Raw genomic sequence first — 24,450 nt, 5'->3', positions numbered from 1 at the left:
TGCGGGGGTAACCGACTGGACATGGAGATGCCACGTTTGAAGGCTTTGGCCACGCTATGCACCATAGATCCCTCCCGGGCGGCATCCGGCCCGCGGTCGCCCGAGCGCGGCGACGGCCGCACGAAGGCCCTGCTCCGTCCGGGCCGGTGAGTTCCCCGATGCCGGTGAGCCCCTCGATACCGACAGGCTCGACCTGCGACACCGGCGGCCCCGGGGAGGCCGGGACCGCAAGACCGAGAGGTGTTTCCGTGACGACCGTCGCTGAGCCGCTCCGCCGGGGCTCCGGCAAGGTGTGGGCGCTACCGGGGGTGTACCTGCCGCAGGCCGACACGCGGTTGCTCGGCCGTGCCCTGCGGGCGGAGGAAGCGCTCGCAGGGGCGGACGTGCTCGAGATCGGAACCGGCAGCGGGGCGCTGGCGGTGCTGGCCGCTCGCATGGGCGCCCGGGTGGCTGCCACCGACGTCTCCTGGCGGGCGGTGCTGAGCGCCCGTGCCAACGCGGTGTTGCAGCGGCAGCGCGTTCGGGTCCGCCGCGGCGACCTGGCCGGCCCGGCCCGGGGGCGCACCTACGACATGGTCGTGACCAACCCGCCCTATGTGCCCTCGCCGCAGTCGAGGCCGCCGGCCGGCGCCGCCAGGGCCTGGGACGCGGGAAACGACGGGAGACACGTCGTGGACCGGGTCTGCTCGCACGCTCCGGCGCTGCTGCGCCCGGCCGGCGTCCTGCTGATGGTGCACTCCGGCCTGTGCGGGGTGGACCTCACGCTGGGGCAACTGGAGAGTGCCGGTCTGGCCGCCGAGGTCGTGGCGCGCGAGTACGTGCCCTTCGGGCCGGTACTCGGACGCCGCCTGCCCTGGCTGCGGGCGCAGGGCCTGATCGGGCCGGGCGAAGAGCACGAGGAACTGGTGGTGATCCGTGCCGCGCGAACCTGAGACGCACGACGCCGAGACGCACGACGCCGAGGCACACGGGGCCGGGTCACGCGGGGCGGACTCACGCGAGGCCGTCGCGCACCCCGACCCTCGTGAAGTCGAGCCGCGCGAGCCCGAGTTGCCCGACGCCGTACGGGATCGCCGCCCCCGCCGGATCACCGTCGATCCCGAGGGGCCGATCCTGGTCGAGGGCCCGGTCGAGGTGGTCCGTGAAGACGGCACCGTGGCTGCCAGCGACCGGTTCGCGGTCGCGATCTGCACGTGCCGGCGTACCCGAACCGCCCCCTGGTGCGACACCAGCCACCGCCGTCACCGCCGTCCGTGCGTGACCGAACAATCCGGAAGGGACGAGCCACGTGGCGACCCGGAATAGCACCGAGCGCGACCGGACCGCACCCGCGGTGCCCAGCTCACGCGGACCGCTGTCGAGCGCCGTGGTGGTGGCCCTGACCGCGAACCACCGGCCCGGCCCGCACCACCTGCGCCACGCGGCCACGACCGACGCGCCCTACGGGGACGACCTGCAACTGGCCCTCTACCTGCTGTACGAACTGCACTACCGTGGCTTCGCCGGGGTCGACGAGTCCATGGAATGGGCGCCCGTCCTCGCGCCGCTCCGGGAGGCGCTGGAGGACCGCTTCCTGCGTGCACTGCGCGACGACGTACCCGGCCGCGCTCCGGAGGACGCGTTCGCCGACCTCCTCGTCGAGCCCGCCGACCGGAGCGGGAGCGTCGCGTACCACCTCGAACACGAAGGCGCCCTGGGGCAGGTGCGCGAGTACGCGGCCCTGCGCTCGCTGTACCACCTGAAGGAGGCCGACCCGCACGCCTGGGTCATCCCGCGACTGCGCGGGCGGGCGAAGGCCGCCATGGTCGCCATCGAGTACGACGAGTTCGGCGCGGGAAGGGCCGAGGAGGTGCACGCCCGGCTCTTCGCCGACCTGATGGACGACCTGGACCTGGACACCGCCTACGGCCGCTACGTGGACCACGCGCCCGCGGAGATGCTCGCCGTCGTCAACCTGATGACCCTGTTCGGCATGCACCGCCGGTCGCGGGGGGCTCTGGTGGGGCACTTCGGCTGCGTCGAGGTGACCTCGTCGCCCGGCTCGCGGCGACTGGCCGCCGCCATGCGCCGTACCGGGGCCGGCCCTGCGGCGGTGCGGTTCTACACCGAGCACGTCGAGGCCGACGCGGTCCACGAGCAGGTGGTACGGCACGAGGTGGTCGGCGGGTTGCTCGCCGACGAGCCGCACCTGGCCGGCGACGTCGCCTTCGGGGTGGACACCACCGTCCTCCTGGAGGACCGCCTGGCCGCGCACCTCCTGGGTGCGTGGCGGTCGGGAGGATCGGCCCTGCGCCACCCGCTGTGACGGCAGGCGGCGGCCCTCGCCGACGTGGCGTCGCCGCCGTGCCTGCCGTCGCCCACCGCCGGCCGGGTGTCTTCGGACCGCCGGCCCGGCCGGCGACGGGCGGGTCCACTTGGCCTCCCGGATCGCGGTCCGGCGAGGAACGTACGCAGCGGTGGATCAGGGGATGGACTCGGCTGCCCGCAGACGGACACCTCCCGGAGGCTCACCGCGGTCAAGCTGAGCTGCGCGCGGGGCGGTCGAGCCGGGGAGTGACCGCGCGGGCGCTGTCCGTGGTCGGCCGACAACAGGTGTCTTTCGCGGCCCAACAGGCGGTGTGCCGCGCTGATTCAGGTCGTCGGCGGCGGAAGCGTCAGCGGCATGTCGTCCTCTCCAGATGCGAAGCCGTGGAAGAGGACGAGACTGGCTGGAAGGGCGAGGTGCCGTGAAGGCGGACCACCCCGGGCCGCACCTCTGGTGCCATCCCGGGCGGGGGGCGGCCGGGCGGCGACTCGTGGACGTGACCACTTCGCGCGGCCACCCCGGCGTGCGGAGGAGCCGGCCTCGGACGCGATGCCGGACCTCGTCCGGAACCGCGCACTCGACGGTGAGAAGGCGAAGCGTGATGGGCGAACCGAAGAACCTCGGCATGGCCGCGGCCGTGGCCGGAGGGTACCTGCTCGGCCGCGGCAAGAAGGGCCAGATGGCGCTGACCGCCGCCGCGTTGCTGGCCGGCAGGGGCCTGCGGCCGGGCTCGCTCGTGGCGGACGGCGTCCGCAAGGTGCCCGGCGTACCGGCGTCCCTCAAGGGTGGTGGCGACGACGAGGGCGGTACGGCCCCGGAGGGCGGCCACGGCACCGGCAGCGGTGCGCACGCGCACGGCCGCCTCAGCCGGGCCGCCCGCGGCGTGGCGAACCACGGCATCACGGCGCTCACCGGGGCGCTGCACGAGCGCACGCTCGGCCTGAACGACGAACCCGCGGACGACGGGGAATCGGCGGCACCGGAGGCGGCCGACAGCAGCGACGGCAACGGCGGCGAGGCCGACGACGACACCGCCGTCGAGGACGAGGCGGGGGGTGAAGCCGAACCGCCCGCGCCGAAGCCGGCCGCCAAGAAGGCCGCCAAGCCGGCCGCCAAGAAGGCTGCCAAGAAGGCCGTGCCGGAGAAGCGGGCGGCACCCAAGAAGCGGGCGGCTCCGAAGAAGCCGGCCGCGGCGAAGGCACCGAGCGGAAAACCCGGCGGCAAGAAGCCGTCACCCGCTCGGAAGACGACGGCGAAGAAGAGCCGACCCGGCAAGAAGGCAACCCCGCAGGCCCGGCGGGAGAGGTGACCGTTCATGGCGACCGACCAGAAGACCAACGAAACCGACCCGAGCCCGATCACCCTGCTCAGGCACGAAGTCAGCCACTATCTCAGCGCCCGCGCCAAGCACGCCGCCCGCAAGGCCGGAAGCAGGCTGACCGACGCGACCGACAAGCTGATGGATGTCGACGAGGACAGCGGCACCGTCCCGAAGGTCGGCAAGCGCGTCCTGCACGGTGAGTCGCCGGCCGCCGCGATCGCCGCCGAGAAGGGCGAGGACATCAAGAGCGGCGTCACCGGGAAGATCAAGGACGCCGTCTCCGGCGGCGGTTCGGGCGACGACTCGTCGGGCGACACCAAGGCCACGAACATCGTCGAGATGATCGACGTCGGGGTCCCGCTGCGCACCGCGTACGACCACTGGACCGAGTACGAGAACTTCAGCGGGTTCACCAAGGGGGTCCAGCAGGCTGAGCGCGGCGAAGAGGCGACCAGCGAGTGGACGGTCAAGATCGGCCCGTCCACCCGGAGTTGGAAGGCGACCGTCCAGGAGCAGCTTCCCGACGACCGTATCGTCTGGAAGTCCGAGGGGTCCCTGGGCACCACGCAGGGTGCCGTCAGCTTCCACGAGATCACCCCGACGCTCACCCGGATCATCCTCGTCCTCGTCTACTACCCGACCGGCATCGTGGAGAAGACCGGCAACCTCTGGCGTGCTCAGGGCCGCCGGGCGCGGCTGGACTTCAAGAACTTCCAGCGGTACGTGACCTTCGCCGAGGAGGAGGCCGAGGGCTGGCGCGGCGAGATCCGCGAGGGCGAGGTCGTACAGACCCACGAGGAGGCCATGGAACAGGAGGAGGCGGAAGCGGACGACGAGGACGACAGCGACGAGGACGCCGAGGACGACGAGGAAGAAGAAGGCGTCGACGAGGACGACGAGGCCGAGGAAGAGGCCGGCTGACCATGGACGGTGACCGGAAGACGGACGAGACCTCGCACGAGGTGGAGGTGGTGCCGGACGAGGCGGGGGCGCCGCAGGAGGCCGCCCGCAGCACGAGTGACGATCCGGACGTCCTGCTCGACGTCAAGGACCTCCACGTCGACGAGATCGATCTCGACGTCCAGGATCTGCGGGCACGCGTGGCGCTCCATGCGGAAGTGCTCGACCTTCTCAAACTCGAGGTCGGAGTGGACGTCGTGCTCGGCCGGGTCGCACTCGACATCACCGGTGTCCAGGCGCAGGCGCTGCTCAAGGTCCGCCTCGACAACGTGGCGGCGATCCTTGCCAACGTGCTGCGCACCATCGACCGCAACCCGCAGATCCTCGAACAGATCACCCGGCCGGTGGGCGAGGCGGCTCGGTCCGTCGGTGAGGGCGCCGGCCGCGCCGTCGGCGAACTGGGTTCCGGGGCGGGCGAAGCCGTCCAGGATGTCGGCGCCGGCGCGGGCGAGGCCGTCCAGGAGGTCGGCTCGGGCGCGGGTGAAGCTGTCCAGGACGTCGGCTCGGGCGCCGGCAAGGCCGTCGAGGACGTCGGCTCGGGTGCCGGCAAGGCCACGGAGGCGGCCGGGTCGGCGGTGGGCGACGCCGCGGGGGAGGTCGCGGACACGGCGTCCGATGCCGCGGGCGAAGCCGTCGAGGACATCAGCGCGACGGCGAGCACGACCGCGGAAGGCGCGGCGGACACGGTGGATACGGCGAAGGACCTCGCGGACGGGGCCACGGAGCACGCCGCGGACGAGGCCGGCGAGACGGCGAAGGGCTCCGTGGAGGACGCGGGGGGCGCGGAGGACGTGGAGGACGCGGAGAGCGCGAAGGACACGGAGAGCGCGGAGGACGCGGAGGACGCGGAGAAGGAGAGCACGGCGCCGGACGCCGAGCGGCCGCAAGAGCGCGCACCCGAGTACGCCGGTCCTTCCCGGCACCGCCCCCGTCGCCACGGCCACCGCCGTCCCGCTCCCTCGCGCCGCGCGGCCGCCTCCCGCCGCCACCGGCCGCGCTGACCCCGCGGTCACCTATACCCCGTACTACCCGTAGACCGCCGGGCGCCCGCTACGCGGGCCGCGTGATCGCCTCACCCGTAGGCGGGGTCCGGTGCGCCGCCGGGGGCTGGGACCTCGGGGGCTCCGGCGGCCTCGGGGGTGGACGCCGGCTCCGCGTCCACCAGGGTGCGTTCGTCGAACGGCAACTCGCCCGCCAGCACCCGCGCGACCCGCTCCTTGTCGACCTCGTGCACCCAGGTCCCGACGAGCAGGGTGGCCACCGCGTTGCCGGCGAAGTTGGTCAAGGCGCGCGCCTCGCTCATGAAGCGGTCGATGCCGACGATCAGGCCGACGCCGTCGACCAGCGCGGGCTGGTGCGACTGGAGGCCGCTGGCCAGGACGGCGATCCCGGAACCCGACACGCCCGCGGCGCCCTTGGAGGCCAGCATCATGAACAGCAGCAGGCCGATCTGCTGGCCCAGGCCCATCGGCCGGTCGAGCGCGTCCGCGATGAACAGCGAGGCCATGGTCAGGTAGATCATGGTGCCGTCGAGGTTGAAGGAGTACCCGGCCGGCACCGTGACACCGACGACAGGGCGGCTGACGCCCAGGTGCTCCATCTTCGCGATGAGCCGGGGAAGCGCGGACTCCGACGACGAGGTGGACAGGATCAGCAGGAACTCCCGGCCCAGGTACTTCAGCAGCCGGAACAGGTTGACGCCGGTGGCCAGCCGCAGCACCGTGCCGAGCACCACGACGACGAACAGCACGCAGGTCATGTAGAAGCCGATCATGATGGTGGCCAGGGCCTTGAGCGCGTCCGTGCCCGTCTCGCCGATGACCGCGGCCATCGCCCCGAACGCCCCGATCGGCGCGGCCCACAGGATCATGGACAGCACCCGGAACACCAGCTTCTGGAGGTGCCCGATGCCGCGCAGCACCGGCTCTCCGGAGCGCCCCATCGCCTGGAGGCCGAAGCCGACCAGCAGGGCGACCAGCAGCGTCTGGAGCACCTGGCCCTGGGTGAGGGCCGACAGCAGGCTGGTGGGGATGATGCCCAGCAGGAAGTCGACCGGGCCGACATGGGCATCGGCCGCCGCGGTATGGCCGATGTGCCGGGTCGCCTCGGTCAGGTGGAGTCCGGCGCCCGGGTGCAGGATGTTGCCGACGACCAGGCCGATGGCCAGCGCGACCGCCGACATGACCACGAAGTAGCCGAGCGCGAGGCCGCCGACCCGGCCGACCTTCGCCGCCTGCCGGACCGAGCCGACGCCGAGCGCGATCGTGCAGAAGATCACCGGCGAGATCATCATCTCGATCAGGGAGACGAACCCGGTTCCCAGCGGCTTGAGTTCCCTGGCGAAGTGCGGCCACAGGAAGCCCGTGGCGATGCCGAGCAGCACCGCGACGATCACGGCGAGGTACAGGTACTGTGTGCGGTCCCGCTGGGGGGCGGGCGGTGCCCCCGCCGGCGATACGGGCATGGCTGGTCTCCTTGACGACGTCGGTGGCGTCCGGGGCGTGCGCCCCAGGGTCGCGGGGCCGCGGGTCCACGGGCTCGCGGGTTCACGGGCTCGCGGGCGGGCGTCCGGGACACGGCAGTGCGTGCGGCTCACGTCCTGGCGGTCCCCGCGACTATCGCGGGCCACGTGACGTGCGTCACGGTTGTGTTCGTTGAGTTCACGCAGAGTCGAGAGGCGGGCCGATGCCATGGCGGCGCCACGTATGCCCTACCCCCGCAGCCTGGCCGGGCAGTTGTTCGCGATGCAGGCCGTCCTGGTCGCCCTGGCGGTGACCGCCTGCGCGATCTTCGGCTACGTCAGCGACGGGCGCCAGGCCGAGCAGTCCGCCCGCCGCCAGGCCACCGCGGTGGCCCGGGCGGTCGCCGACACCCCCGCGGTGGAGCAGGCCGCGCGCGGCGGCGATCCCACGGCGGAACTCCAGCCGTACGCACGGTCCGTGCAGCGCGACACCGGGGTGGACTTCGTGACGATCATGGACACCCACGGCATCCGCTGGACCCACCCCGACCCCGCCGAGATCGGCCACCGCTACCTGGGCCACATCGCACCGGCGCTGCACGGCCACACCTTCGCCGAGACCTACACCGGCACGCTCGGGCCGTCGGTACGGGTGATCACCCCCATCCGGTCCGGCACCCGGATCACCGGGCTGGTCAGCGCCGGCATCACCGTCGAGGCGATCAGCGCGCGCTCCCGCAAGCAACTGGCCGCGCTGATCGGCGTCGCGGCCGGCGCGCTGGCCCTCGGCGGGATCGGCAGCTACCTGGTCAACGCCCGGTTGCGCCGCCACACCCACGGCATGAACGCCCGCGACCTGCACCGCATGCACGACTACCACCAGGCCGCGCTGCACGCCGTACGGGAGGGACTGCTGCTGCTCGACGGCGAGCAGCGCATCGCGCTCATCAACGACGGCGGGCGCGAACTGCTGGGCCTGGACGAGGAGGCCGTGGGCCGGCAGGTCGCCGAACTCGGCCTGCCCGACGCCCTGACCGCGGCGCTGCTGGCCCCCGAGGCGCGCGTCGACGAACTCCACCTGACCGCCGAGCGGGTCGTCGTCGTCAACACCGCGCCGGTCTCCGGCGGCGAGCAGCGCGGCACCATGGTGACCTTGCGCGACCACACCGAACTCCAGGTGGTGATGGGCGAACTGGACTCCGAACGGGGCTTCAGCCGGGCCCTGCGCGCCCAGGCGCACGAGGCGGCCAACCGGCTGCACACGGTCGTCTCACTGGTCGAACTGGGCCGCGGCAACGAGGCGGTGGACTTCGCGACGTCCGAACTGCGGGCGGCGCAGGCCCTCACCGACCAGGTGGTCGCGGCGGTCGACGAACCCGTGCTTGCCGCGCTCCTGCTGGGCAAGGCGGCGCAGGCCAACGAGCAGGGGGTCGAGCTGGTGATCACGGACGACAGCCGACTGGAGGACGGGCTGCTGCCCGCCGGCCTGGCACCGCGCGACCTGGTCACCATCCTGGGCAACCTGATCGACAACGCCGTCGACGCGACACAGGGCCTGCCGGCCGCACGGATCGAGGTCACGGTCACCGCCGCCCGCGAGGCCCCCGGCGGGCTGCTGCTGCGGGTGGCCGACACCGGTCCCGGCGTACCCTCCGGCGACACCGACGCGGTCTTCGAACGGGGCTGGTCGACGAAGCCCGCGCCGGCCGGCGGCCGCGGGCTCGGCCTGGCCCTGGCCCGGCAGGCCGTGACGCGCAACGGCGGCACGCTCGCGCTGACCGCCGGGCCCGAGGGCGGCGCCGTCTTCACCGCGCGGCTGCCCCCGCGCCCGGAGCCCGGACCCGGACCGGTGTCCGAGCCGATCCCCGCACCCGTAGCCGTATCTGTCCCCGCCCCCGCCCCCGCCCCCGCCCCCGTCCCCGTCCCCGGACCGGTGTCCGGACCGGTGTCCGTACCCACCCGAGAAGGCGCCGGCCGGCCGGCAGGAGGAGGACAGGCATGAGCGAGCAGGCCATCCGCGTGCTCGTGGTCGAGGACGACCCGGTCGCCGCCGACGCGCACGCGCTCTACGTCGACCGCGTGCCCGGATTCACCGCCGTCGGCAAGGCCCACAACGCGGCGCAGGCCCGCCGCCTGCTGCTGCGCGCCCCGGTCGACCTGATCCTGCTCGATCTCTACCTGCCCGACGGCCACGGCCTGGAGCTCGCCCGCTCGCTGCGTGCCGCCGGTCACCGGATGGACGTCATCGCGGTGACCTCCGCCCGCGACCTGGCGGTGGTCCGCGAGGGCGTCTCGCTCGGCGTCGTGCAGTACATCCTCAAGCCCTTCGCGTTCGCCACGCTCCGCGACCGGCTGCTCGGCTACGCCCGGTTCCGGGCCGCGGCAGGAGAGGCGGGCAGCCAGGACGAGGTCGACCGGGCCCTGGCCACGCTGCGCCCGTCGAGGCCCGCGGCCCTGCCCAAGGGGCTCAGCGCCCCCACGCTGGAGACGGTCGTCCGCACGCTCAGGGTCGCCCCGGCCGGGCTGACGGCGGCCGCGACCGCCGCGTCGGCCGGCATCTCCCGCATCACGGCCCGCCGTTACCTGGAACACCTGGTCGAGCAGGGCCGCGTCGAGCGCAGCCCGCAGTACGGCCAGGTCGGCCGCCCGGAGCTGCACTACCGCTGGCTGACCGCCGATTAGGCCGAGTCCGGAGGGAGCCCGTCGGCGGCGATCGCCGCCCAGACCTGTCGGGCGAGGCCGTCGACGGGGAGGGCGCCGTCGACGACCAGGTCGCAGTCGTCGCGGACCGGCTCGACGTGCCGTGCGTGGGCGCCGCGCCGGTGGAGCCGGTAGTTGCGGAGGAGCACGTCGAGCGGGAACCCGTCCCGCAGGCACTTGCGCTCGATCTTCCGGACCAGGCGGAGGTCGGCGGGCAGGTCGACGAAGACGTCGAAGCGCACGTCCGCCGCCCGAGACTCGAGGTGCCGGGCGAAGAGGCCCTCGACGATGACGACGGCCGAGGCGGCCAGCGCGGTGTCGGCGTCGGCGGCGAGGCGTACGAGGTCCAGCGACCGCGGGTCGCCCACGTCCAGCCGCGGAGCCCCGGCCTCGTCCGGCGCCCACACCCCGTGCTCGGGACTGCGGAAGTAGTAGTCGTCACCGTGCAGCACCCGTACGGGGAACCGGGGCGCGGCAGCCGCCAGCGCGGCGGCCAGCGTGGTCTTTCCCGCCCCGGCTCCTCCGGTCAACGTCACCAGCATCTGTCCACCCCTCGAACCGCCCGCCCGCGAAAGCGGGTTCCGCCCGCCCGCCGATGCGGGGCTGCCTGCTCAGACGCCGAGCCGCACCGGCCGTGCCGGAGGGCCGGTGGCGACCAGCGCGGTCAAAGGAGTCGCGAGGTCGCGGGGGGAGAAGAGATCGCTGCCCGCGTACGAAGCGATCTCGCGCAGGTGCCACCACTTCAGACCGCGGATGGCTTCCGCGGCGAGCTGCTCGTCGGACAGGGACCCGCGGGGAGTGAACGTGGTGGTGCGCACGAGGAAGTAGTCGTTGCTGACCCCCTCGTAGCCCGCGGCGTACCCGGGGCCCACGGCTTCCTGGTGCCAGACGTGCGGCGGATCGGCCCCGAGAACCAGGCCCACCTCCTCCCGCACCTCACGGCGGAGCGCGGCAAGGGGCGTCTCGCCCTGCTCGATCCCGCCGCCGGCGGCCGCCCACACCACCCTCCCCGCGGGCCGCGAAAGGACGTGACGGCACAGCAGGATGCGGTCCTGCTCGTCGAGGATGAGCGCACGGACGGCAGGACGCAGCTTCACGGACGGCATCCCGGCACACTAACCGCCCACCGCACCAACGGATCGGCTGTCAGGGGTGCCCGTCGGCGGGGAGCAGCAGGCTCCGCAGGAGAGCCGCGACCTTCCCGGGCCGGCTGACGAACGGCGAGTGACTCGTGTGCCAGGTCAGCGCGCGGGAACAGCGCCTGCTCATCCTCCGCTGAAGGTCGGGGTCAACGGCGCGATCCCGAGCGCAGGTCACGTAGGTGGAAGGTGTGCTCCGCCAGGATTGGCGCGCAGGCACGCCCCGACCGCATCCCGGTTTCTGGGGCCGCAGCAATGACGTGGCCCAGGCCGCCCGCTCGATCGGGGCGTCCGCGTAGAACGCTTCCACGGCCGCCGTGGCGTCCACACGGGTCCGGCCGTCGTCGTCGCGCACGATGGCGGACGCGAGGAGCGCGATCAGGGGAGGCTCGGCCATGGCGTCCACGACGGCCTGCACCGCCGCGGTGTCGGCTGCGAGCGAGCCGCGATGCAGTTCCGGGACGGCCACCTCGACTCCGGCGGCAGCCAGCTCCGCGACCACCAGGTCGAAGTGCCGCGGGTCGTGGTACAGCCCGTGCACCAGCACCACACCGTTCACGATGAGCCCCCGATCCGGCAGCGCGTCCACTTCTCCCGTGGCCATGATCGCCTGCGCGCCGCCGGCCACGCCAGCACACGGGTTGCACGTGAGCGCCTCGGAGCGGACGACCTCGCCGCCTCGCAGGAGGGAACTGAGTGCCCCTTTCAGAGGGAACGCGGTTCCTGATCGCCCTCCCGTCGGGCGCCCTCGAGTCGTTGGACGATCTGCCACAGGGGGGTGCTGCTCCTGGTGACCAGGACGAGGGTCTCCCCGGTGTCGCCCCAGGTGCGGTGGACCAGGTCGAGGGCCTGGTCGACGGCCGCGGCCACGTCGCCGCGGGCGCCGGAGCGCAGCCAGCTGCGCAGGCCGTAGTTGTGCGCGGCGACCACGCTCGCGGCGACGGTGTACGCCCGCGCGCCCCCGTCGGGCAGGGCGGAGAACCGGCGTTCGAGGTAGGCGGCCAGCGCGCGTTCGTACCGCCAGACCACGGCCGTCTCGTGGGTCTTGAGCGCGGGCACCTTGCGGGTGAGGGCGTACCGCTTGACCGAGAAGTCGGGGTTCTGCGCGTACATGCGCATGACCAGGCGGGCCGCACCGCAGGCGCGGCCGACCGGGTCGGGGTCGTGGGCGCCCTCGTCGAGGTAGCCGACCATGTCGGCCAACGCGCCCTCGTGGTCGGGGAAGACGACTTCCTCCTTGGTGGGGAAGTACCGGAAGAAGGACCGCCGGCCCACGCCGGCCCGCCGCACGATGTCGTCGACGGTCGTGCCGTCGTAGCCGTGTTCGGCGAAGAGCTCGAACGCGGCGGCCACGAGCAGATCCCTGATCGGGGTCTTCTCCTGGCCCTCCGCGCCACCGGCTCCGCCGGGGACGTCGGGAAACGGCTCATCGTGGCGATCGCTCATGGCACGAACGTACAGGCTCCCTTCCCCTGTGGCACTCAGTGTGTAAAATATCGGCACTGAGTGCCATTCTGGGGAGTGCTATGTCAGACCTGTATCGCCTGTCCGAGGAGCATGAGATGCTCCGCGATGCCGTCCGGTCGCTGGCCGAGGCGAAGATCGCGCCGTTCGCCGCGGAGGTCGATGAGCAGGGCCGTTTTCCGCAGGAGGCGCGGGACGCGCTGGAGGCGAACGACCTGCACGCGATCCATGTTCCTGAGGCGTACGACGGTTCGGGGGCGGACGCGTTGTCGACGGTGATCGTGATCGAGGAGGTGGCGCGGGTGTGTGCGTCGTCCTCGCTGATCCCGGCGGTGAACAAGCTGGGGTCGATGCCGGTGCAGCTGTCGGGGTCGGAGGAGTTGAAGGCGAGGTACCTGGGGGCGCTGGCGCGTAAGGAGGGCATGTTCTCCTACGCGCTGTCGGAGCCGGAGGCGGGTTCGGACGCGGCGGGGATGAAGACCCGCGCGGTACGCGACGGCGACGGATTCGTCCTCAACGGCGTCAAGCGCTGGATCACCAACGCGGGTGTCTCGCAGTTCTACACGGTGATGGCCGTGACCGACCCCGACAAGCGCTCCAAGGGCATCTCGGCGTTCGTGGTCGAGAAGGACGACGAGGGCGTGTCCTTCGGCGCCCCGGAGAAGAAGCTCGGCATCAAGGGCTCCCCGACCCGCGAGGTCTACTTCGACAACGTCCGCATCCCCGCCGACCGGATGATCGGCGCGGAGGGCACCGGCTTCGCCACCGCGATGAAGACCCTGGACCACACCCGCGTCACCATCGCCGCCCAGGCCCTGGGCATCGCCCAGGGCGCCCTGGACTACGCCAAGGGATACGTCCAGGAACGCAAGCAGTTCGGCAAGGCCATCGCCGAGTTCCAGGGCATCCAGTTCATGCTCGCCGACATGGCCATGAAACTGGAAGCCGCCCGCCAGCTCACCTACGCCGCCGCCGCCAAGTCCGAACGCTCCGACCCCGACCTGACCTTCTTCGGCGCCGCCGCCAAGTGCTACGCCTCCGACGCCGCCATGGAGATCACCACCGACGCGGTCCAACTGCTGGGCGGCTACGGCTACACCCGCGACTACCCCGTCGAACGCATGATGCGCGACGCCAAGATCACCCAGATCTACGAGGGCACCAACCAGGTCCAGCGCATCGTGATGGCCCGCAACCTGCCCGGCACGCGGTAGACACCCGTCGACCACGAACGGCCCGGCCGTACGGAAGGCCGGTGACACGGGGGAGGGCTGGTGGCCGTCACGCGGCCACCAGCCCTCCGGTCCCACACCGTACTCATCGTCGCCGGACCGGCATCCGGACGACGGGGTTACCGCTGGGCGAGTGCCTTGACGACATCCTCCACGACGGCGTCCTCGGTCCTCTGATCCTCGTAGGAGACCTTCTTGTTGAGACCGTTGCGGTTGTTGAGGTGCTCGGCCACGCCCGGGTCCACGGTGTGCGCCTGACCCAGGATCTCCGCCGGCTTCGGGCCGTACTTCGCGCCGAGGCCCTCCAGGTACGCGCGGTCGAGGTGGTAGAAGTCGATCGCGTTGCTCCCGAGGATGGCACGCGCGTCGCCCTCCGGGATGTCGTCGAGCACCAGGCGCAGGAAGTCCTCGGTGTTGGGCCAGGTGCCCTCGGCGTGCGGGTGGTCGCTGCCGAACATCACCTTGTCTATCCCGACGTTCTCGCGCACGTCGAGGTCGGTGAGCCGCATGAAGGTGGGCGTCACCGCGCAGTTACGCTCCCAGTACTCCCAGGGCGTGAGCTTGAGGATGCCGCCGGCCTCCTCGTTCTTGCGGGTCAGCGCGTCCAGCGTCGGCGGAATCCAGTAGCTGCGGATCTCGACGAACACCACGCGCAGCGCGGGGAACCGGTCGAAGACACCCGACCACATCAGCTGCCACAGCGGGCGCCGCTCGTCGAAGATGTTCTCGAAGATGTGGGCCAGGGCGTCGGGTCCGCTGCCGGCCTTCTCCAGGGCGCCCTTGATGCGGGTCAGTATGAACCCTGTCAGAGCCGTCTCGTGGTGAACAAGGTGGTCCCGTGTACCGCGTCCACTTCCTTCCGATCGGTCTCGGTGAACCCGATCTTGGCCAGCACTCGGCGAGAAGCGGTATTCCAGTCCCAGACCGTGGCCCACAGACGTTCGTACCCAGACGATCGCGCCCATTCCACAACCGCCAACGAGGCCTCGGTCGCGTATCCCTGACGCCAAACTCGGCGTAGCAGCTCGAAGGCCAGTTCCGGTTCCCCTGCCGGCTCTCGCCCGCTGTCGACCAGCCCGCAGTAGCCGATGACGTCACGAGAGGCTTTCCGTTCGACTGCCAGCAACCCGGTCGACCAGACCTCGTTGGTGCGGATCGAATCCTCGAGCTCCGCGACGGTGGGGTGTCCGTCAGCGTCGACTCGACGGTGCGGCGGCACTCGTGGATCACGTTCGGTCCACAGTTCACGCTGGACGACAGCCTCGGCTACCCGCCAAGGTCTGAGCAGCAGGCGACTCGTCTCGAGTACAACCTCGCCGCCCGGCGCGCCAACTGTCATGACGGCAACCATCTCACGGGCGCACGCGCCGTCGTGCCACGGGGCGCGGTCGGTCCTGCCGATCCTGGACGCCCGATATACGGGACAACCGAGATCAATCCCTATGCGTCGTCTTGGACCTGTGCACGTTCGGTTGTACCCGGTAGGGCACTGACCTGTACGCCGACATCCCGCTTCGCGGACGCGGCAGTGCCGTCATTTCTCCTCGACATCTCCGATCTCGTTGATCACTAACTGCCTTCGGAAACCGTCGACAAACACTGTCCCCGGACATCAACGACGCCAGCCCCCCGATCTTCCTGCCCTCACCCTCTGCCCTGTACGGGTCTGTCAAATGATCGGGAGCTACACCGAACGATTTACCGTCTCTCACTCGGCTACGTCTTCTCCGCGGTGAACTCCTTCATCTCCCACAACCGGAAGACGAACCCCAGCTCACTGCCGGGCACCCGGTGGATCACCAGCCCGTCCGGCCCGCTGCCGCTCACCGTCGACGAGGGCGGGTCCAGGATCTCCACGCTGCGGCCCGGCCCGGGGGGAAGATCGCGGGTGGAGAGATACCACAGCCACTCGCCCACGTAGCCGGTGACGCCGGTGAGGTTGTTGGCCTCGAACACCGGGGCGGCGTACAGCAGGACGTGCTCGCGATCGGGGCCGACCAGCGGGGTGCCGCCGAGGGCCCAGGGCTCTGTTGCCCCAGAGCCGGTAGGCGAGGTCGTCCACGTCGGTGCGCGCCCGCATGATCTCGTCGGCGATGATCCAGCCTGCCGCAGCTTGGTCCTCTGAGTCCGTCCCGATGGTGGTCACCACCAAGTCCCACGGGCACACCTGCCTGACGCCGCGGCTCTCCCGCCCGGTGCGAAGTCCACGAGGCGCCCGCCGGCGGCCCGGGCGGGTGGTTTGGGTCGTACCAGCCGTGGTGGCCGGCGGGTGGCGCGTACGGTCCGAGGCCGTGGACGACATTGAGCTGACCGACGATGAGCACCTACGGGCCCTGGCCGCGTTGGAGGCCGCCGTCGGGAACGACGACAGCGCCCTGGCCGTACCGGCGGGCGGTGAGGAGGAAGCGTCCACGGGCTGTCGCTCTGCTGGTGCCGGCGGCTTCCCCGGGCGCGCCGGGTGGAATCCGGCTGTCCGACCACAAGAAGTCAACCCGCGACTCTCCGTCAGAAGCCCGAACGGGTGAACCTCTTGGTTCATGAGCGGTGACGAGGCTCCGCCGAACGCCCCGGGATTCGCGGAGCGACCGCCGTCGGGCGGATTTCGCTCCCGATCCGGGGCATACCGGTGACTTCTAGGGTGTGGATCATGAGCATTCCTTCGGAGCCGATCGGCAGCCTTCCCCGTTCACCCGCCCTGCAGTTGGCGCGCACCGAACACGCCGCGGGGCGCCTGAGCGACGCGGAGCTGGCGGGCGTCCAAGGCGAAGCTGTCGCCGACACTCTCGACCGGCTGGACAAGCTGGGCAGCCAGGTCCTGGTCGACGGGGACCAGGGCAAGCCCAGTTCCCTCACGTACCCCCTCACCGGCCTCGCGGGCCTTGGGACCGACGGGGTCACCATCCCCTTCGCCGACGGGCACACCCGGCAGCTGCCCGTCCTGACCGGCGGACCGTTCCGCTACCAGGTCCGGGCCGAGACCTACCTGCGCGCCGCCCGCGCCCGTACCGGCCTCCCCGTCAAGCAGTCTGTGGTCGCCCCCTCGGCCCTGAGCCTGCTCTACCCGCCCGACGGCATCGACGGGTACTCCCGCGAGGCGTTCCTGGGTGACCTCGCGGACGAGGCCGAGGCCGAGATCCGCGGATGCCTCGACGCGGGCGCGCACCGCGTGCAGTTGGACTTCACGGAAGGCCGGCTGTCGCTGAAGCTCGACCCCTCCGGCGGTGTCCTGGACGACTTCGTCGCCCTCAACAACAAGGTCCTGGGCCGGTTCACCGAAGACGAACGGGCACGCCTCGGGGTACACACCGACCCCGGCGCCGACGACGACTCCACCCACAGCCTCGACGTCGACTACGCCGGGTTGCTGCCCAGACTGTTCCGGCTCACGGTCGGCAACTTCTACCTCCAACTGGCCGGCGAGCCCGACCGCGAGCGCGTTCTGCGGATGATCGCCGACCAACTGCGTCCCGGGATCAGGGTGTTCGTCGGCGTCATCGACCCGATCGACCCGAGGGTCGAGACCCCCGAGGAAGTACGCGACCGCGTCCTGGAGGCCGCCCGGCACATCCCGGTGGACCAGCTGGGCACCTGCGACGACGCCGGCTTCGCCCCCTTCGCCGACGACACCTCCACCTCGCGGGACCTGGCCTTCGCCAAGATCGACGCCCGCCTGCGGGGCACCGAGCTCGCCGCCGAGGCCCTCGGCCTGTAGTCATGTCCGACGGAGCGCTTCACTCGGCGAGCGTCGCCAGGTGAAGCGCTCCTTACCTTGTTGGTGGGTTGATTCCGGTCCTTCGTACGATCGGGAGACCCAGGGGCCTGGGTGTGGCTGAAAGCGCTCATGCCGTACGTGTGGCTTTGACTGATAGGCCGCTCGGTGCCTCGCGACTCCTGCCCGGAGACCAGCAGCAGCGGCCCGCGCCGCGCGTTGGCGACGTCCACCACCGCACGGGAGCTGCGCGCCGTGCCCGCGCACCCGAGGTCGGCGAGAAGCCGCCTCGGGGCCGGCACCACGTACCGATCGAAAAGTGCGCCGGACTCCCGCGCCCCCGCGGTGTTGGCGAAGACCTGGTGGAACCCTCGCGCGGACAGTGACACCAGCCGGTGGTCGCCGTCCGCGCCGTCAGGGGTCCACCACCGGTCCGGGGTGGCGGGCAGCGGGACGTCGTCGATCGGGGCGGGGGTGATCGCCACCGCGGCTCGGCCCAGGCCGGCACCGAGGAGGTGCTGGGCGACGAGCCCGCCGACCGAGTGGCCGATGATGACCGGCGGGACGTCCAACGACCGCATGAACCGGGCGTAGTGGTCCGTCAGCGCGTCCAGACCGATGTCGCCGAACTCTTCGGGGTCCCGGCGTACGTCCCGGAGTTCGGGTTGCTCCCCCGGCCAGCCGGGGGCGAAGGCGAGGAACCCCCGGCCGGCGAAGCGCTCCACCCACGACTCCCAGGCGAGCGTGTGCAGCCACGCGCCGTGGATGAAGACGACGGGAGTACGGTCCACGGTTGGGTTCCTCCGAGCATGCCGATCACCCGGCACCGGTACAGGGGCGACCGCTTCAGCATCGTTCAGGCAGCGCGATGGCGGCCAGAGTCGAATGACTGAAGGTTCTCGTCGGAAGGCAGCGGGACCGGGCGGCCTCCGCACACGCCGCCGACCGGGGGCGGAGCAGGTCGGGGGAGGGGTGCGGGGAACTTCGTACGTCAGATGACTGAGGTCTGGGGGTGTGCGGCCGGCCACGCGGGCACCGTTGCGCACGGGCCCGCCCGCGGGCAGTTGCGCACGCGACGCGCGCGTACGGTCCGCCCGCGCTCGGACCGTGCCCCGCCGCGCGCCCCCGGCACACCCGGGCCCGCCCGGCTGGCATGCTGACCCGCATGACTGCTTCCGCGACACACATGTCCCTGCCCGACCGGGTGGAGGAACTCCTGGCAGCCGGCGGACCGTTGCCCATCGTCGCCGCGGGCGAGGCCGTCCTGCGCGGAGTCGCCGAGCCGTACGACGGCCAGCTCGACGACGCGCAGCTCGACCGGTTCGTGGCCGCGCTGCGCGAGACGATGCACGCGGCCCCGGGCGTCGGACTGGCCGCGACGCAGGTCGGCATCCCGTTGAGCATCGCGGTGGTGGAAGATCCGGCGCCGGGCTCGCCGGAGGCGCTGGAGGCGCGCGAACGCACCCCGCTGCCCTTCCGGGTGCTGGTCAATCCCGTCTACGAACCCGAGGGCGACACCCGAGCCGCGTTCTTCGAGGGCTGTCTGAGCGTGCCCGGGTGGCAGGCGGTGGTGGCCCGGCACCGGCGCGTGCGGTTGCGGGCACAGGACGAGCACGGCCGGTCCGTTGACGAGGTGTTCAGCGGCTGGCCGGCACGTATCGTGCAGCACGAGACCGACCACCTCGGCGGCGTCCTCTACCTCGACTCGGCCCTGTCGCGGTCGCTGTCCACCAACGAGGCCGTGGCCGAGCACTGGTCGCAGCCCACCCCCGAGGCGGCCGCCCGGGCGCTGGGTTTCGAGCTGCCGTGACGCCACGGACCGCCCCGACAGGCGACGACCCCGGGAGGGGCGGCGTCGCCCGTCGGGGCGGTGGTGGGGGCCGTCGTACCGGCTCCGCCTCAGCGGTCCAGCAGCGCTGCCCACGGGTCCGGCACGATGACGTCGGCCGGCGGCTGCGCGCGGGGACGGCTGTCGCGGGTGGGAGTCAGAGGTGGTCGGCGTCGACGACGGCCTGGGCGAACACGGTCGGCGCCTCCTGCGGGAGGTTGTGGCCGATGTTCTGGATCGTGCGGTGGTCGTACGCGCCGTTGAAGTACGTCCGGTAGTTCGCGCCGTCGCCGGCCGGGGTGAAGGGGTCCAGCGCCGGGTCGAGGGTGATGGTGGGGACGCCGATCTTGGGAGCGGCGGCCAGCAGCTTCTCGTAGCGGACGTAGCGCGGGTCGGTCTCCACCAGCCCGATACGCCAGCGGTAGTTGAACAGCACGGTGGCGGCGTAGTCGGGGTTGGTGAACGCCTGCGCGGTGCGCTCGAAGGTGGCGTCGTCGAAGTTCCAGTTGGGGGAGACGATCTGCCACACCAGGCGGCACAGGGCCTTGCACTCGTCGGCGTTCTCCATGGCCTGCTTGCCGCGGTCAGTCGAGAAGTACCACTGGTACCACCAGTTGTGCTCGACGGCCGCCGCGGCCGGGGTCTTCTGCGCCTCGACGTCGGTGATGACGTAGCCGCTGGTGGACACCAGCGCCTTGACCCGCTCCGGCCACAGGGCGGAGATGATGTCGGCGGTGCGCGAACCCCAGTCGAAGCCGGCGAGTACGGCCCGGTCGATGCGCAGGGCGTCCATGAACGCGATGATGTCCAGCGCCACCGCGGACTGCTCCGCGGTGCGCGGCGTCCGGGGGGACAGGAACGTGGTGCTGCCGTGGCCACGCAGGTAGGGGACGAGCACCCGGTAGCCGAGCCGGGACAGCGCCGGGGCGACGTCGACGAAGCTGTGGATGTCGTAGGGCCAGCCGTGCAGCAGCAGGACCACCGGGCCGTGCGACGGGCCGAGTTCCGCGTAGCCGACGTCCAGCAGGCCCGCCTTGACCTGCTTGACGGCGGGGAAGGCGGTGTGCGTGCCGGGGACGACCGGGGGCACGGTGGAGGCGGGGATGCCCGTGCCCTTCGTGCTGCTGCCGCGCTGGGCGGCCGCACCGCTGCCGGCGGCATTCGCGGTGCCCAGACCGGTCATGGCCATGGCCGCCGCGCCGGTGCCCACGCCGATGGCCTTGCCGAAGGTACGCCTGTCGATCATGTGAAAACCCTCTGTGTCCCGTGTGTATCGGTGGCCGGCCCGCGCAGCAGGCGACCTTGTGCAAAGCGTCCGCCTCCGCCCGGCCGTGTGCTCCGACCGCCGCGCCGCGAGGCCGACGGTTCATCACTGTCGCCTCTGGCGTGGCCATCCACATCAGTCAGTTGACGGTGAGTCGCGCGCGGCGGGAGCGAGCCGGAGCGGACACCGTCCGCGGCAGCCGGGCCTCGGGCCCGCACGGGGCGGGCCCGAGGCCGGGGCGCCCGACTGGGGCCCGCGACCCTCGGGCCCGGCTGCGACTTGGGCTGCTCTACGGTGCGACAGGTCGGGGCGCCTCGTCCGGCGGAGGCCACGCGGGTGAAGGCGGCGCGCTGCTGCTCGGGCCGGCCGGTGGGGAGGTGTCGGCGGGAGCCGACGGGGCGCTGTGCGGGAGGAGCCGTGGCAGCACGAGGAGGACGGCCGTCACCGCCGCGGCCAGCAGGACCACCGCGGCCTTGCGCAGCCCGGGGTGGGCGACCCTCCGTGTGCGGGTCGACGGCCGGAAGGTCGGGCGGAGCGCGGTGACCTGGTCGGCCCGGGCGTGCAGTGCGGCGCGAAGACGGTCCTCGACGGCGGTCACGACATCTCCTTCAGTCTTCCGGCCAGAGCCGTGAGCGCTCGGCTCGCCGTGGACTTCACCGCGCCCTGGGACAGGCCCAGGGTCGCCGCGATGTCCGCTTCGGACAGGTTCGACCAGTACCTGAGGACGAGGACCTCCCGCTGGCGCACGGTGAGCAACCTCAGCGCCCGCAGCACCTCCTGGTGCTCCTCCCTGAGGAGCACCTCCTCCTCCGGCGGCGGTGCGGGCATGACGCGCGGGGGGATGTAGGCGCGCACGGTGCGCCTCCTGCGCAGCACGTCCCGGGAGGTGTTGACCACGCTGCGCCGTATGTAGGCCTCGGGGTCGGCGAGGTCGTCGAGCGTGTCGCCGTGACGTCGGTACACGGCCGCGAAGGCTTCCTGGACGACGTCCTCGGCCGTGGGGATGTCGTCGACCAGGAGGACGGCCAGGCGCACGAGTTCGAGCCTGCGGTGACGGTACAGCGCGTCGATCTCCTCCGCCGCCGTGCCGGACGGCCGGCTCCTGAGGTCCGACCTGTCGCGGTCCTGGGAGAGCCGGGCCAGCAGCCATCGCCACGGGGTACGGCGGAAAGCACCTTCCCAGGCGGGGACGGCAGCCATCAACACCCTGTTCCCGCGGGCGGGATGGCGACGTCCTGGCGCCGTGAGGGCCGGCTGCCGTCCGGTCGGCGGCGCCGTGGGGATGTCGGAGTACTGGCGTGGACGGTTTCCCCGCGGGTCATTTCTGTCATGGGCGTCAATCTGTAGCGTATCGGGCGGTTCAGGGCTTCCAGGGAGTGCCCTCCACTGGGAAGGACGTCTGGGGCACCGGCAGGTTGCAGTCCCGCGCGCGATCCTTACGCGCGTCCGTGCATGCGTGCGTGCGTGACGCCGCGGCGCACCCCGCCCGTCTCCCGCCTGCGGGACTTCGATCGTCGTGACCCGCAACCTAGGCCGGGCCCGCACGTCTGTCAGGGAGTAGCGGGAGGTTCCACCCCGCTGCGGACCTGAGGGAGAAACGATGAAACGACACCAACGCAGGCGGACTTCGGCTCGCGCGCTGGGCCTGTCGGCGGCGGTGCTGTCCGCCGCGGCGGCAGCCTTCACGTACGCGCCCGCGGCCGGCGCCGCGGCACCGCACGACGCGACGGGGCTGAGCGCGGCGCATGTGTCCGGCGCCGTCAGGACGGTCCGCTACGACCTGGGCAACGAGGCCTGGCACCTGCCACAGACCGGTGAACCGGTCGAGCTGGCCGGGGTGGTGCACTACCCCGCCGATCTGGGCAGGGGGCGGCACCCGCTGATCGTGATGCTGCACGGCTGGCACGAGACCTGCGCCGACCGGGCGGCGGACGCCGCGCGCACAGCCGCCGAGAGCAGTGGGGACGACGCCGCGTACGAGGCCGCCAGCGCCAAGCTGTTCGCCTGGCCGTGTGCGGCGGGCACACCTGCCCTGCCCAGCGATGCCGGATACGACTACCTGGGCCGCAGCCTGGCCGCCCAAGGGTTCGTCGTGGTGTCGATCGGCGCCAACGGCGTCAACGCCTCCTCCGTGTGGGGCGATGACAATGCCGCCGCGCGTTCGGATCTCGTCAACCAGCACCTGCGCCTGTGGCAGGAGCTCAGCTCCAAGGGCGGGGGTGCGCTCGCGGGCGCGTTCGTCGACCCGGACACCGGAGCGCGGCGGGACGTCGGCTTCGCCCACCACGTGGACATGGGCGACGTGGGGATCATGGGGCATTCCCGGGCCGGGGCAGGGGTCACCTGGCTGGCGGCCGACAGCCACCGGGGGCAGTGGCCCAAGGGCGTGAACGTCAGGGCGGTGGCGGCGGTGGCGCCCGCCTACAACGTGATGACGGAGGACATGTCCGCCTACACGATCACCAAGACCCCCTTCGCCGTCCTCCGGGGGACCTGCGACGGACAGGTCGGCGGCGAGGCGTTCGCGTTCGCGGCCGACGCGGCCAAGGAAGACCGGGGCGGCTTCTACCGATTCGCGATTCACGGGGCGAACCACAACTACTTCAACACGCAGTGGTCGCCGCAGAGCGGTCAGGTGGCCGCCTCCGACGACGCGACGCCGGTGGAGGGACACCCCGGGCAGTGCACCGACCGTGAGGATGCCGCGCCGGCCAGGGAGCTGACCGAGGCGCAGCAGCGCCGCGTCGCCGTCACGTACCTCGGCGCCTTCTTCGACCGCTACCTCCTCGGCGACACCCGTCAGGACCAGGTCCTGACGGGGGCGCGGCACCCCGACGCGGCCCTCACGCAGGTGGACGTCACCACCGCCGGCCTCTCCTGACCGCCGCGGGCCCCTCACGCCGCGGTGCCGACAACGCGAGAACCCCGGGAACGCCCGGAACACCTCGGTGAGCGCCCGGGCGCATCGCGGGAACCAGGGTCGGTCGTTCGGATCTGCGTGGCCGCGGAGATCCGACCGACCGGGCCGGCGCCCACCACGGGCACGTCGTCGCCGCGGCACGCCCCGGGTCCGCGGCCCGGCTCGCCGGCCGGCTTGTTCGGAACCATCGCTGGACCCCTCGCCTGAATGACGACCGTGCCTCAGTCCTGGCTTTCGAGGCATCGGGCCGGCCGGCCGCGGCGCCGGCTTCCGGGGGGCGGGCGGCCGCCGCCGGACGCCTGCGGTCAGGTCGAGTCGAGGCCCGCCGGCACGAGCGAGCGCCCGCCGGGGCGCTCTCCACCGCTCAGCAGCACCAGTTCGGGCGACCACCGGTCGGCGACCACCGCGCCGGGAAGTCACCGCGCTCGGTGGCGGCCAGAGCCTCGTGCGCCTGCTGCCGACCGGCCCCGGTGCGCCGGGCGGAGTCGTCGTGGGCTGACGCCGCGGTCGCTGCCAGGGTCCGCGCGAGTTCGGCCCGCGCGCGGCTCAGCCGGCTGCGGACGGTGCCGACGGGTATCGCGCAAGCGTCGGCGATCTGCTGGTAGGAGGTGGCACCGGTGGTGAAGTAGCGCAGCACGACCGGCATCCGCAGCACGGGCGGCAGCTGCTCGACGGCCTCCCGGAGCCAGTCGCACAGCGCCTGCCGCTCCAGAACCTGGTCGGGCGTGGCGTCGTCGGGCGGCAGCAGCACCTGCTCGACCGGCAGAGTGCGCCGTGAGGCGCGCAGCAGCGACCGGCAGCCGTTGCGCACCACCATCCGCAGCCAGGGGCCCACGGCCTCAGGATCTTGGACGTCGACGATCCGGCGCAGGGCGACCAAAGCCGCGTCCTGCATCACGTCGTCGGCATCGGGTCCGGGGCCCAGCAGGCTGAGCGCCACCGCCCGCATACCCGCGCGGTGGCGCTCCAGCAGCACTCCCAGGGCCGCGGTGTCGCCGCCCTGCGCGGCCTGTGTCAGCGCCGCGTCCCACGCCCGCCCGGCATCCCCCGTCGCATCGTGGGAGCGCTGCCTCTTCGTCATGGTCGTTCCCCTTTCACCATGGCCAGGGCCCGCACCCGGTCGGTGCGGTCGCGGAACAGCTCAGGG

24 protein-coding genes are annotated in these 24,450 nt (G+C 72.2%); 12 read left to right on the top strand and 12 right to left on the bottom strand.

All coding sequences use genetic code 11. The features are described 5' to 3' along the window. Window positions 1–248: 248 nt before the first annotated feature. The 6 genes from OG896_RS00220 (at window position 249) to OG896_RS00195 (ending at window position 5,587) form a co-directional block, all read left to right on the top strand. A complete protein-coding gene (locus OG896_RS00220; RefSeq protein ID WP_329361182.1) occupies window positions 249–932 on the top strand; it encodes a HemK2/MTQ2 family protein methyltransferase in 684 nt (227 codons plus the stop codon). A gap of 118 nt (window positions 933–1,050) precedes the next feature. Next, a complete protein-coding gene (locus tag OG896_RS00215) occupies window positions 1,051–1,305 on the top strand; it encodes a CDGSH iron-sulfur domain-containing protein (RefSeq protein ID WP_329373583.1) in 255 nt (84 codons plus the stop codon). Continuing rightward, the gene (locus tag OG896_RS00210; protein WP_329361180.1) at window positions 1,289–2,305 is read left to right on the top strand and encodes an iron-containing redox enzyme family protein; all 1,017 of its coding nucleotides are present in this window, start codon (window positions 1,289–1,291) and stop codon (window positions 2,303–2,305) included. Before OG896_RS00215 ends, OG896_RS00210 begins: the two co-directional genes overlap by 17 nt. A 601-nt stretch (window positions 2,306–2,906) precedes the next feature. Beyond that, entirely contained in the window at window positions 2,907–3,614 is a 708-nt protein-coding gene (locus OG896_RS00205; RefSeq protein WP_329361178.1) for a hypothetical protein, read from the top strand. A gap of 6 nt (window positions 3,615–3,620) precedes the next feature. Further along, on the top strand, window positions 3,621–4,547 hold the full coding sequence (locus OG896_RS00200) for an SRPBCC family protein (protein ID WP_329361175.1): 927 nt from the start codon (window positions 3,621–3,623) through the stop codon (window positions 4,545–4,547). Between the two features lie 2 nt (window positions 4,548–4,549). Next, entirely contained in the window at window positions 4,550–5,587 is a 1,038-nt protein-coding gene (locus tag OG896_RS00195) for a hypothetical protein (RefSeq protein WP_329361173.1), read from the top strand. Between the two features lie 71 nt (window positions 5,588–5,658). On the opposite strand, the gene OG896_RS00190 is transcribed toward OG896_RS00195, so the two are convergent. Further along, the gene (locus OG896_RS00190) at window positions 5,659–7,050 is read right to left on the bottom strand and encodes a cation:dicarboxylate symporter family transporter (protein ID WP_329361171.1); all 1,392 of its coding nucleotides are present in this window, start codon (window positions 7,048–7,050) and stop codon (window positions 5,659–5,661) included. 226 nt (window positions 7,051–7,276) lie between these two features. On the opposite strand from OG896_RS00190, the gene OG896_RS00185 reads away from it, so the two are divergent. Further along, a complete protein-coding gene (locus OG896_RS00185; RefSeq protein ID WP_329361169.1) occupies window positions 7,277–9,049 on the top strand; it encodes a sensor histidine kinase in 1,773 nt (590 codons plus the stop codon). Continuing rightward, window positions 9,046–9,729, top strand: coding sequence for a response regulator (locus tag OG896_RS00180; RefSeq protein ID WP_328473625.1), 684 nt, complete (start codon window positions 9,046–9,048; stop codon window positions 9,727–9,729). Before OG896_RS00185 ends, OG896_RS00180 begins: the two co-directional genes overlap by 4 nt. Here OG896_RS00180 and OG896_RS00175 read toward each other — a convergent pair. From OG896_RS00175 to OG896_RS00160, 4 genes are all read right to left on the bottom strand, one after another. Beyond that, on the bottom strand, window positions 9,726–10,289 hold the full coding sequence (locus OG896_RS00175) for an AAA family ATPase (protein WP_329361165.1): 564 nt from the start codon (window positions 10,287–10,289) through the stop codon (window positions 9,726–9,728). The two genes, OG896_RS00180 and OG896_RS00175, sit on opposite strands and share 4 nt — an antisense overlap. A gap of 69 nt (window positions 10,290–10,358) precedes the next feature. Next, a complete protein-coding gene (locus tag OG896_RS00170) occupies window positions 10,359–10,853 on the bottom strand; it encodes an NUDIX domain-containing protein (RefSeq protein ID WP_329361163.1) in 495 nt (164 codons plus the stop codon). A gap of 40 nt (window positions 10,854–10,893) precedes the next feature. Next, the gene (locus OG896_RS00165; RefSeq protein ID WP_329361161.1) at window positions 10,894–11,490 is read right to left on the bottom strand and encodes an alpha/beta fold hydrolase; all 597 of its coding nucleotides are present in this window, start codon (window positions 11,488–11,490) and stop codon (window positions 10,894–10,896) included. 101 nt (window positions 11,491–11,591) lie between these two features. Beyond that, entirely contained in the window at window positions 11,592–12,332 is a 741-nt protein-coding gene (locus tag OG896_RS00160) for a TetR family transcriptional regulator (protein WP_329361159.1), read from the bottom strand. 80 nt (window positions 12,333–12,412) lie between these two features. Between OG896_RS00160 and OG896_RS00155 the strand changes: the two genes are divergently transcribed. Next, a complete protein-coding gene (locus tag OG896_RS00155) occupies window positions 12,413–13,564 on the top strand; it encodes an acyl-CoA dehydrogenase family protein (protein ID WP_329361157.1) in 1,152 nt (383 codons plus the stop codon). A gap of 137 nt (window positions 13,565–13,701) precedes the next feature. Here OG896_RS00155 and OG896_RS00150 read toward each other — a convergent pair whose 3' ends face one another. The 3 genes from OG896_RS00150 to OG896_RS00140 form a co-directional block, all read right to left on the bottom strand. Beyond that, window positions 13,702–14,271, bottom strand: coding sequence for an amidohydrolase family protein (locus OG896_RS00150; protein ID WP_329361155.1), 570 nt, complete (start codon window positions 14,269–14,271; stop codon window positions 13,702–13,704). A gap of 116 nt (window positions 14,272–14,387) precedes the next feature. Then, window positions 14,388–14,921, bottom strand: a complete 534-nt coding sequence (locus tag OG896_RS00145) for a GNAT family N-acetyltransferase (protein ID WP_329361153.1) — start codon at window positions 14,919–14,921, stop codon at window positions 14,388–14,390. Between the two features lie 377 nt (window positions 14,922–15,298). After that, window positions 15,299–15,538, bottom strand: coding sequence for a hypothetical protein (locus OG896_RS00140; protein WP_329361151.1), 240 nt, complete (start codon window positions 15,536–15,538; stop codon window positions 15,299–15,301). 691 nt (window positions 15,539–16,229) lie between these two features. Here OG896_RS00140 and OG896_RS00135 point away from each other — a divergent pair. Both OG896_RS00135 and OG896_RS00130 read left to right on the top strand, forming a co-directional pair. After that, window positions 16,230–17,294, top strand: a complete 1,065-nt coding sequence (locus OG896_RS00135) for a 5-methyltetrahydropteroyltriglutamate--homocysteine methyltransferase (RefSeq protein WP_329361149.1) — start codon at window positions 16,230–16,232, stop codon at window positions 17,292–17,294. Window positions 17,295–18,456: 1,162 nt separating this feature from the next. Further along, window positions 18,457–19,101, top strand: coding sequence for a peptide deformylase (locus OG896_RS00130; RefSeq protein ID WP_329361147.1), 645 nt, complete (start codon window positions 18,457–18,459; stop codon window positions 19,099–19,101). Window positions 19,102–19,276: 175 nt separating this feature from the next. On the opposite strand, the gene OG896_RS00125 is transcribed toward OG896_RS00130, so the two are convergent. The 3 genes from OG896_RS00125 to OG896_RS00115 form a co-directional block, all read right to left on the bottom strand. Next, window positions 19,277–20,365 (bottom strand): alpha/beta fold hydrolase, encoded by a 1,089-nt coding sequence (locus OG896_RS00125; RefSeq protein ID WP_329361145.1) that lies wholly within the window; start codon window positions 20,363–20,365, stop codon window positions 19,277–19,279. A gap of 307 nt (window positions 20,366–20,672) precedes the next feature. Further along, entirely contained in the window at window positions 20,673–20,981 is a 309-nt protein-coding gene (locus OG896_RS00120; protein ID WP_329361143.1) for a hypothetical protein, read from the bottom strand. Further along, a complete protein-coding gene (locus OG896_RS00115) occupies window positions 20,978–21,583 on the bottom strand; it encodes a SigE family RNA polymerase sigma factor (RefSeq protein ID WP_329361141.1) in 606 nt (201 codons plus the stop codon). Before OG896_RS00115 ends, OG896_RS00120 begins: the two co-directional genes overlap by 4 nt. 400 nt (window positions 21,584–21,983) lie before the next feature. Between OG896_RS00115 and OG896_RS00110 the strand changes: the two genes are divergently transcribed. Beyond that, window positions 21,984–23,264 carry an alpha/beta hydrolase gene (locus tag OG896_RS00110; RefSeq protein WP_329361139.1) on the top strand — a complete coding sequence of 427 codons (1,281 nt, stop codon included), beginning with the start codon at window positions 21,984–21,986 and terminating at the stop codon, window positions 23,262–23,264. A gap of 403 nt (window positions 23,265–23,667) precedes the next feature. Here the strand turns inward: OG896_RS00110 and OG896_RS00105 are convergent, their stop codons facing one another. Continuing rightward, window positions 23,668–24,384, bottom strand: coding sequence for an RNA polymerase sigma factor (locus OG896_RS00105; RefSeq protein WP_329361137.1), 717 nt, complete (start codon window positions 24,382–24,384; stop codon window positions 23,668–23,670). Window positions 24,385–24,450 lie beyond the last annotated feature (66 nt).

The sequence above is a fragment of the Streptomyces sp. NBC_00669 genome (genome assembly GCF_036226785.1).
Taxonomy (GTDB): domain Bacteria; phylum Actinomycetota; class Actinomycetes; order Streptomycetales; family Streptomycetaceae; genus Actinacidiphila.
Note: the sequence above shows the minus strand (reverse complement) of the source record. Positions and strands in the feature narration are given on the sequence as shown.

Bases quoted from the DNA above. Each gene is read 5' to 3' on its own strand.
- OG896_RS00205 (WP_329361178.1), top strand. From the start codon at position 2,907: ATGGGCGAACCGAAGAACCTCGGCATGGCCGCGGCCGTGGCCGGAGGG.
- OG896_RS00200 (WP_329361175.1), top strand. From the start codon at position 3,621: ATGGCGACCGACCAGAAGACCAACGAAACCGACCCGAGCCCGATCACC.
- OG896_RS00195 (WP_329361173.1), top strand. From the start codon at position 4,550: ATGGACGGTGACCGGAAGACGGACGAGACCTCGCACGAGGTGGAGGTG.
- OG896_RS00190 (WP_329361171.1), bottom strand. From the start codon at position 7,050: ATGCCCGTATCGCCGGCGGGGGCACCGCCCGCCCCCCAGCGGGACCGC.
- OG896_RS00185 (WP_329361169.1), top strand. From the start codon at position 7,277: ATGGCGGCGCCACGTATGCCCTACCCCCGCAGCCTGGCCGGGCAGTTG.
- OG896_RS00180 (WP_328473625.1), top strand. From the start codon at position 9,046: ATGAGCGAGCAGGCCATCCGCGTGCTCGTGGTCGAGGACGACCCGGTC.
- OG896_RS00175 (WP_329361165.1), bottom strand. From the start codon at position 10,289: ATGCTGGTGACGTTGACCGGAGGAGCCGGGGCGGGAAAGACCACGCTG.
- OG896_RS00170 (WP_329361163.1), bottom strand. From the start codon at position 10,853: ATGCCGTCCGTGAAGCTGCGTCCTGCCGTCCGTGCGCTCATCCTCGAC.
- OG896_RS00165 (WP_329361161.1), bottom strand. From the start codon at position 11,490: ATGGCCACGGGAGAAGTGGACGCGCTGCCGGATCGGGGGCTCATCGTG.
- OG896_RS00160 (WP_329361159.1), bottom strand. From the start codon at position 12,332: ATGAGCGATCGCCACGATGAGCCGTTTCCCGACGTCCCCGGCGGAGCC.
- OG896_RS00155 (WP_329361157.1), top strand. From the start codon at position 12,413: ATGTCAGACCTGTATCGCCTGTCCGAGGAGCATGAGATGCTCCGCGAT.
- OG896_RS00150 (WP_329361155.1), bottom strand. From the start codon at position 14,271: ATGTGGTCGGGTGTCTTCGACCGGTTCCCCGCGCTGCGCGTGGTGTTC.
- OG896_RS00145 (WP_329361153.1), bottom strand. From the start codon at position 14,921: ATGACAGTTGGCGCGCCGGGCGGCGAGGTTGTACTCGAGACGAGTCGC.
- OG896_RS00135 (WP_329361149.1), top strand. From the start codon at position 16,230: ATGAGCATTCCTTCGGAGCCGATCGGCAGCCTTCCCCGTTCACCCGCC.
- OG896_RS00130 (WP_329361147.1), top strand. From the start codon at position 18,457: ATGACTGCTTCCGCGACACACATGTCCCTGCCCGACCGGGTGGAGGAA.
- OG896_RS00125 (WP_329361145.1), bottom strand. From the start codon at position 20,365: ATGATCGACAGGCGTACCTTCGGCAAGGCCATCGGCGTGGGCACCGGC.
- OG896_RS00115 (WP_329361141.1), bottom strand. From the start codon at position 21,583: ATGGCTGCCGTCCCCGCCTGGGAAGGTGCTTTCCGCCGTACCCCGTGG.
- OG896_RS00110 (WP_329361139.1), top strand. From the start codon at position 21,984: ATGAAACGACACCAACGCAGGCGGACTTCGGCTCGCGCGCTGGGCCTG.
- OG896_RS00105 (WP_329361137.1), bottom strand. From the start codon at position 24,384: ATGACGAAGAGGCAGCGCTCCCACGATGCGACGGGGGATGCCGGGCGG.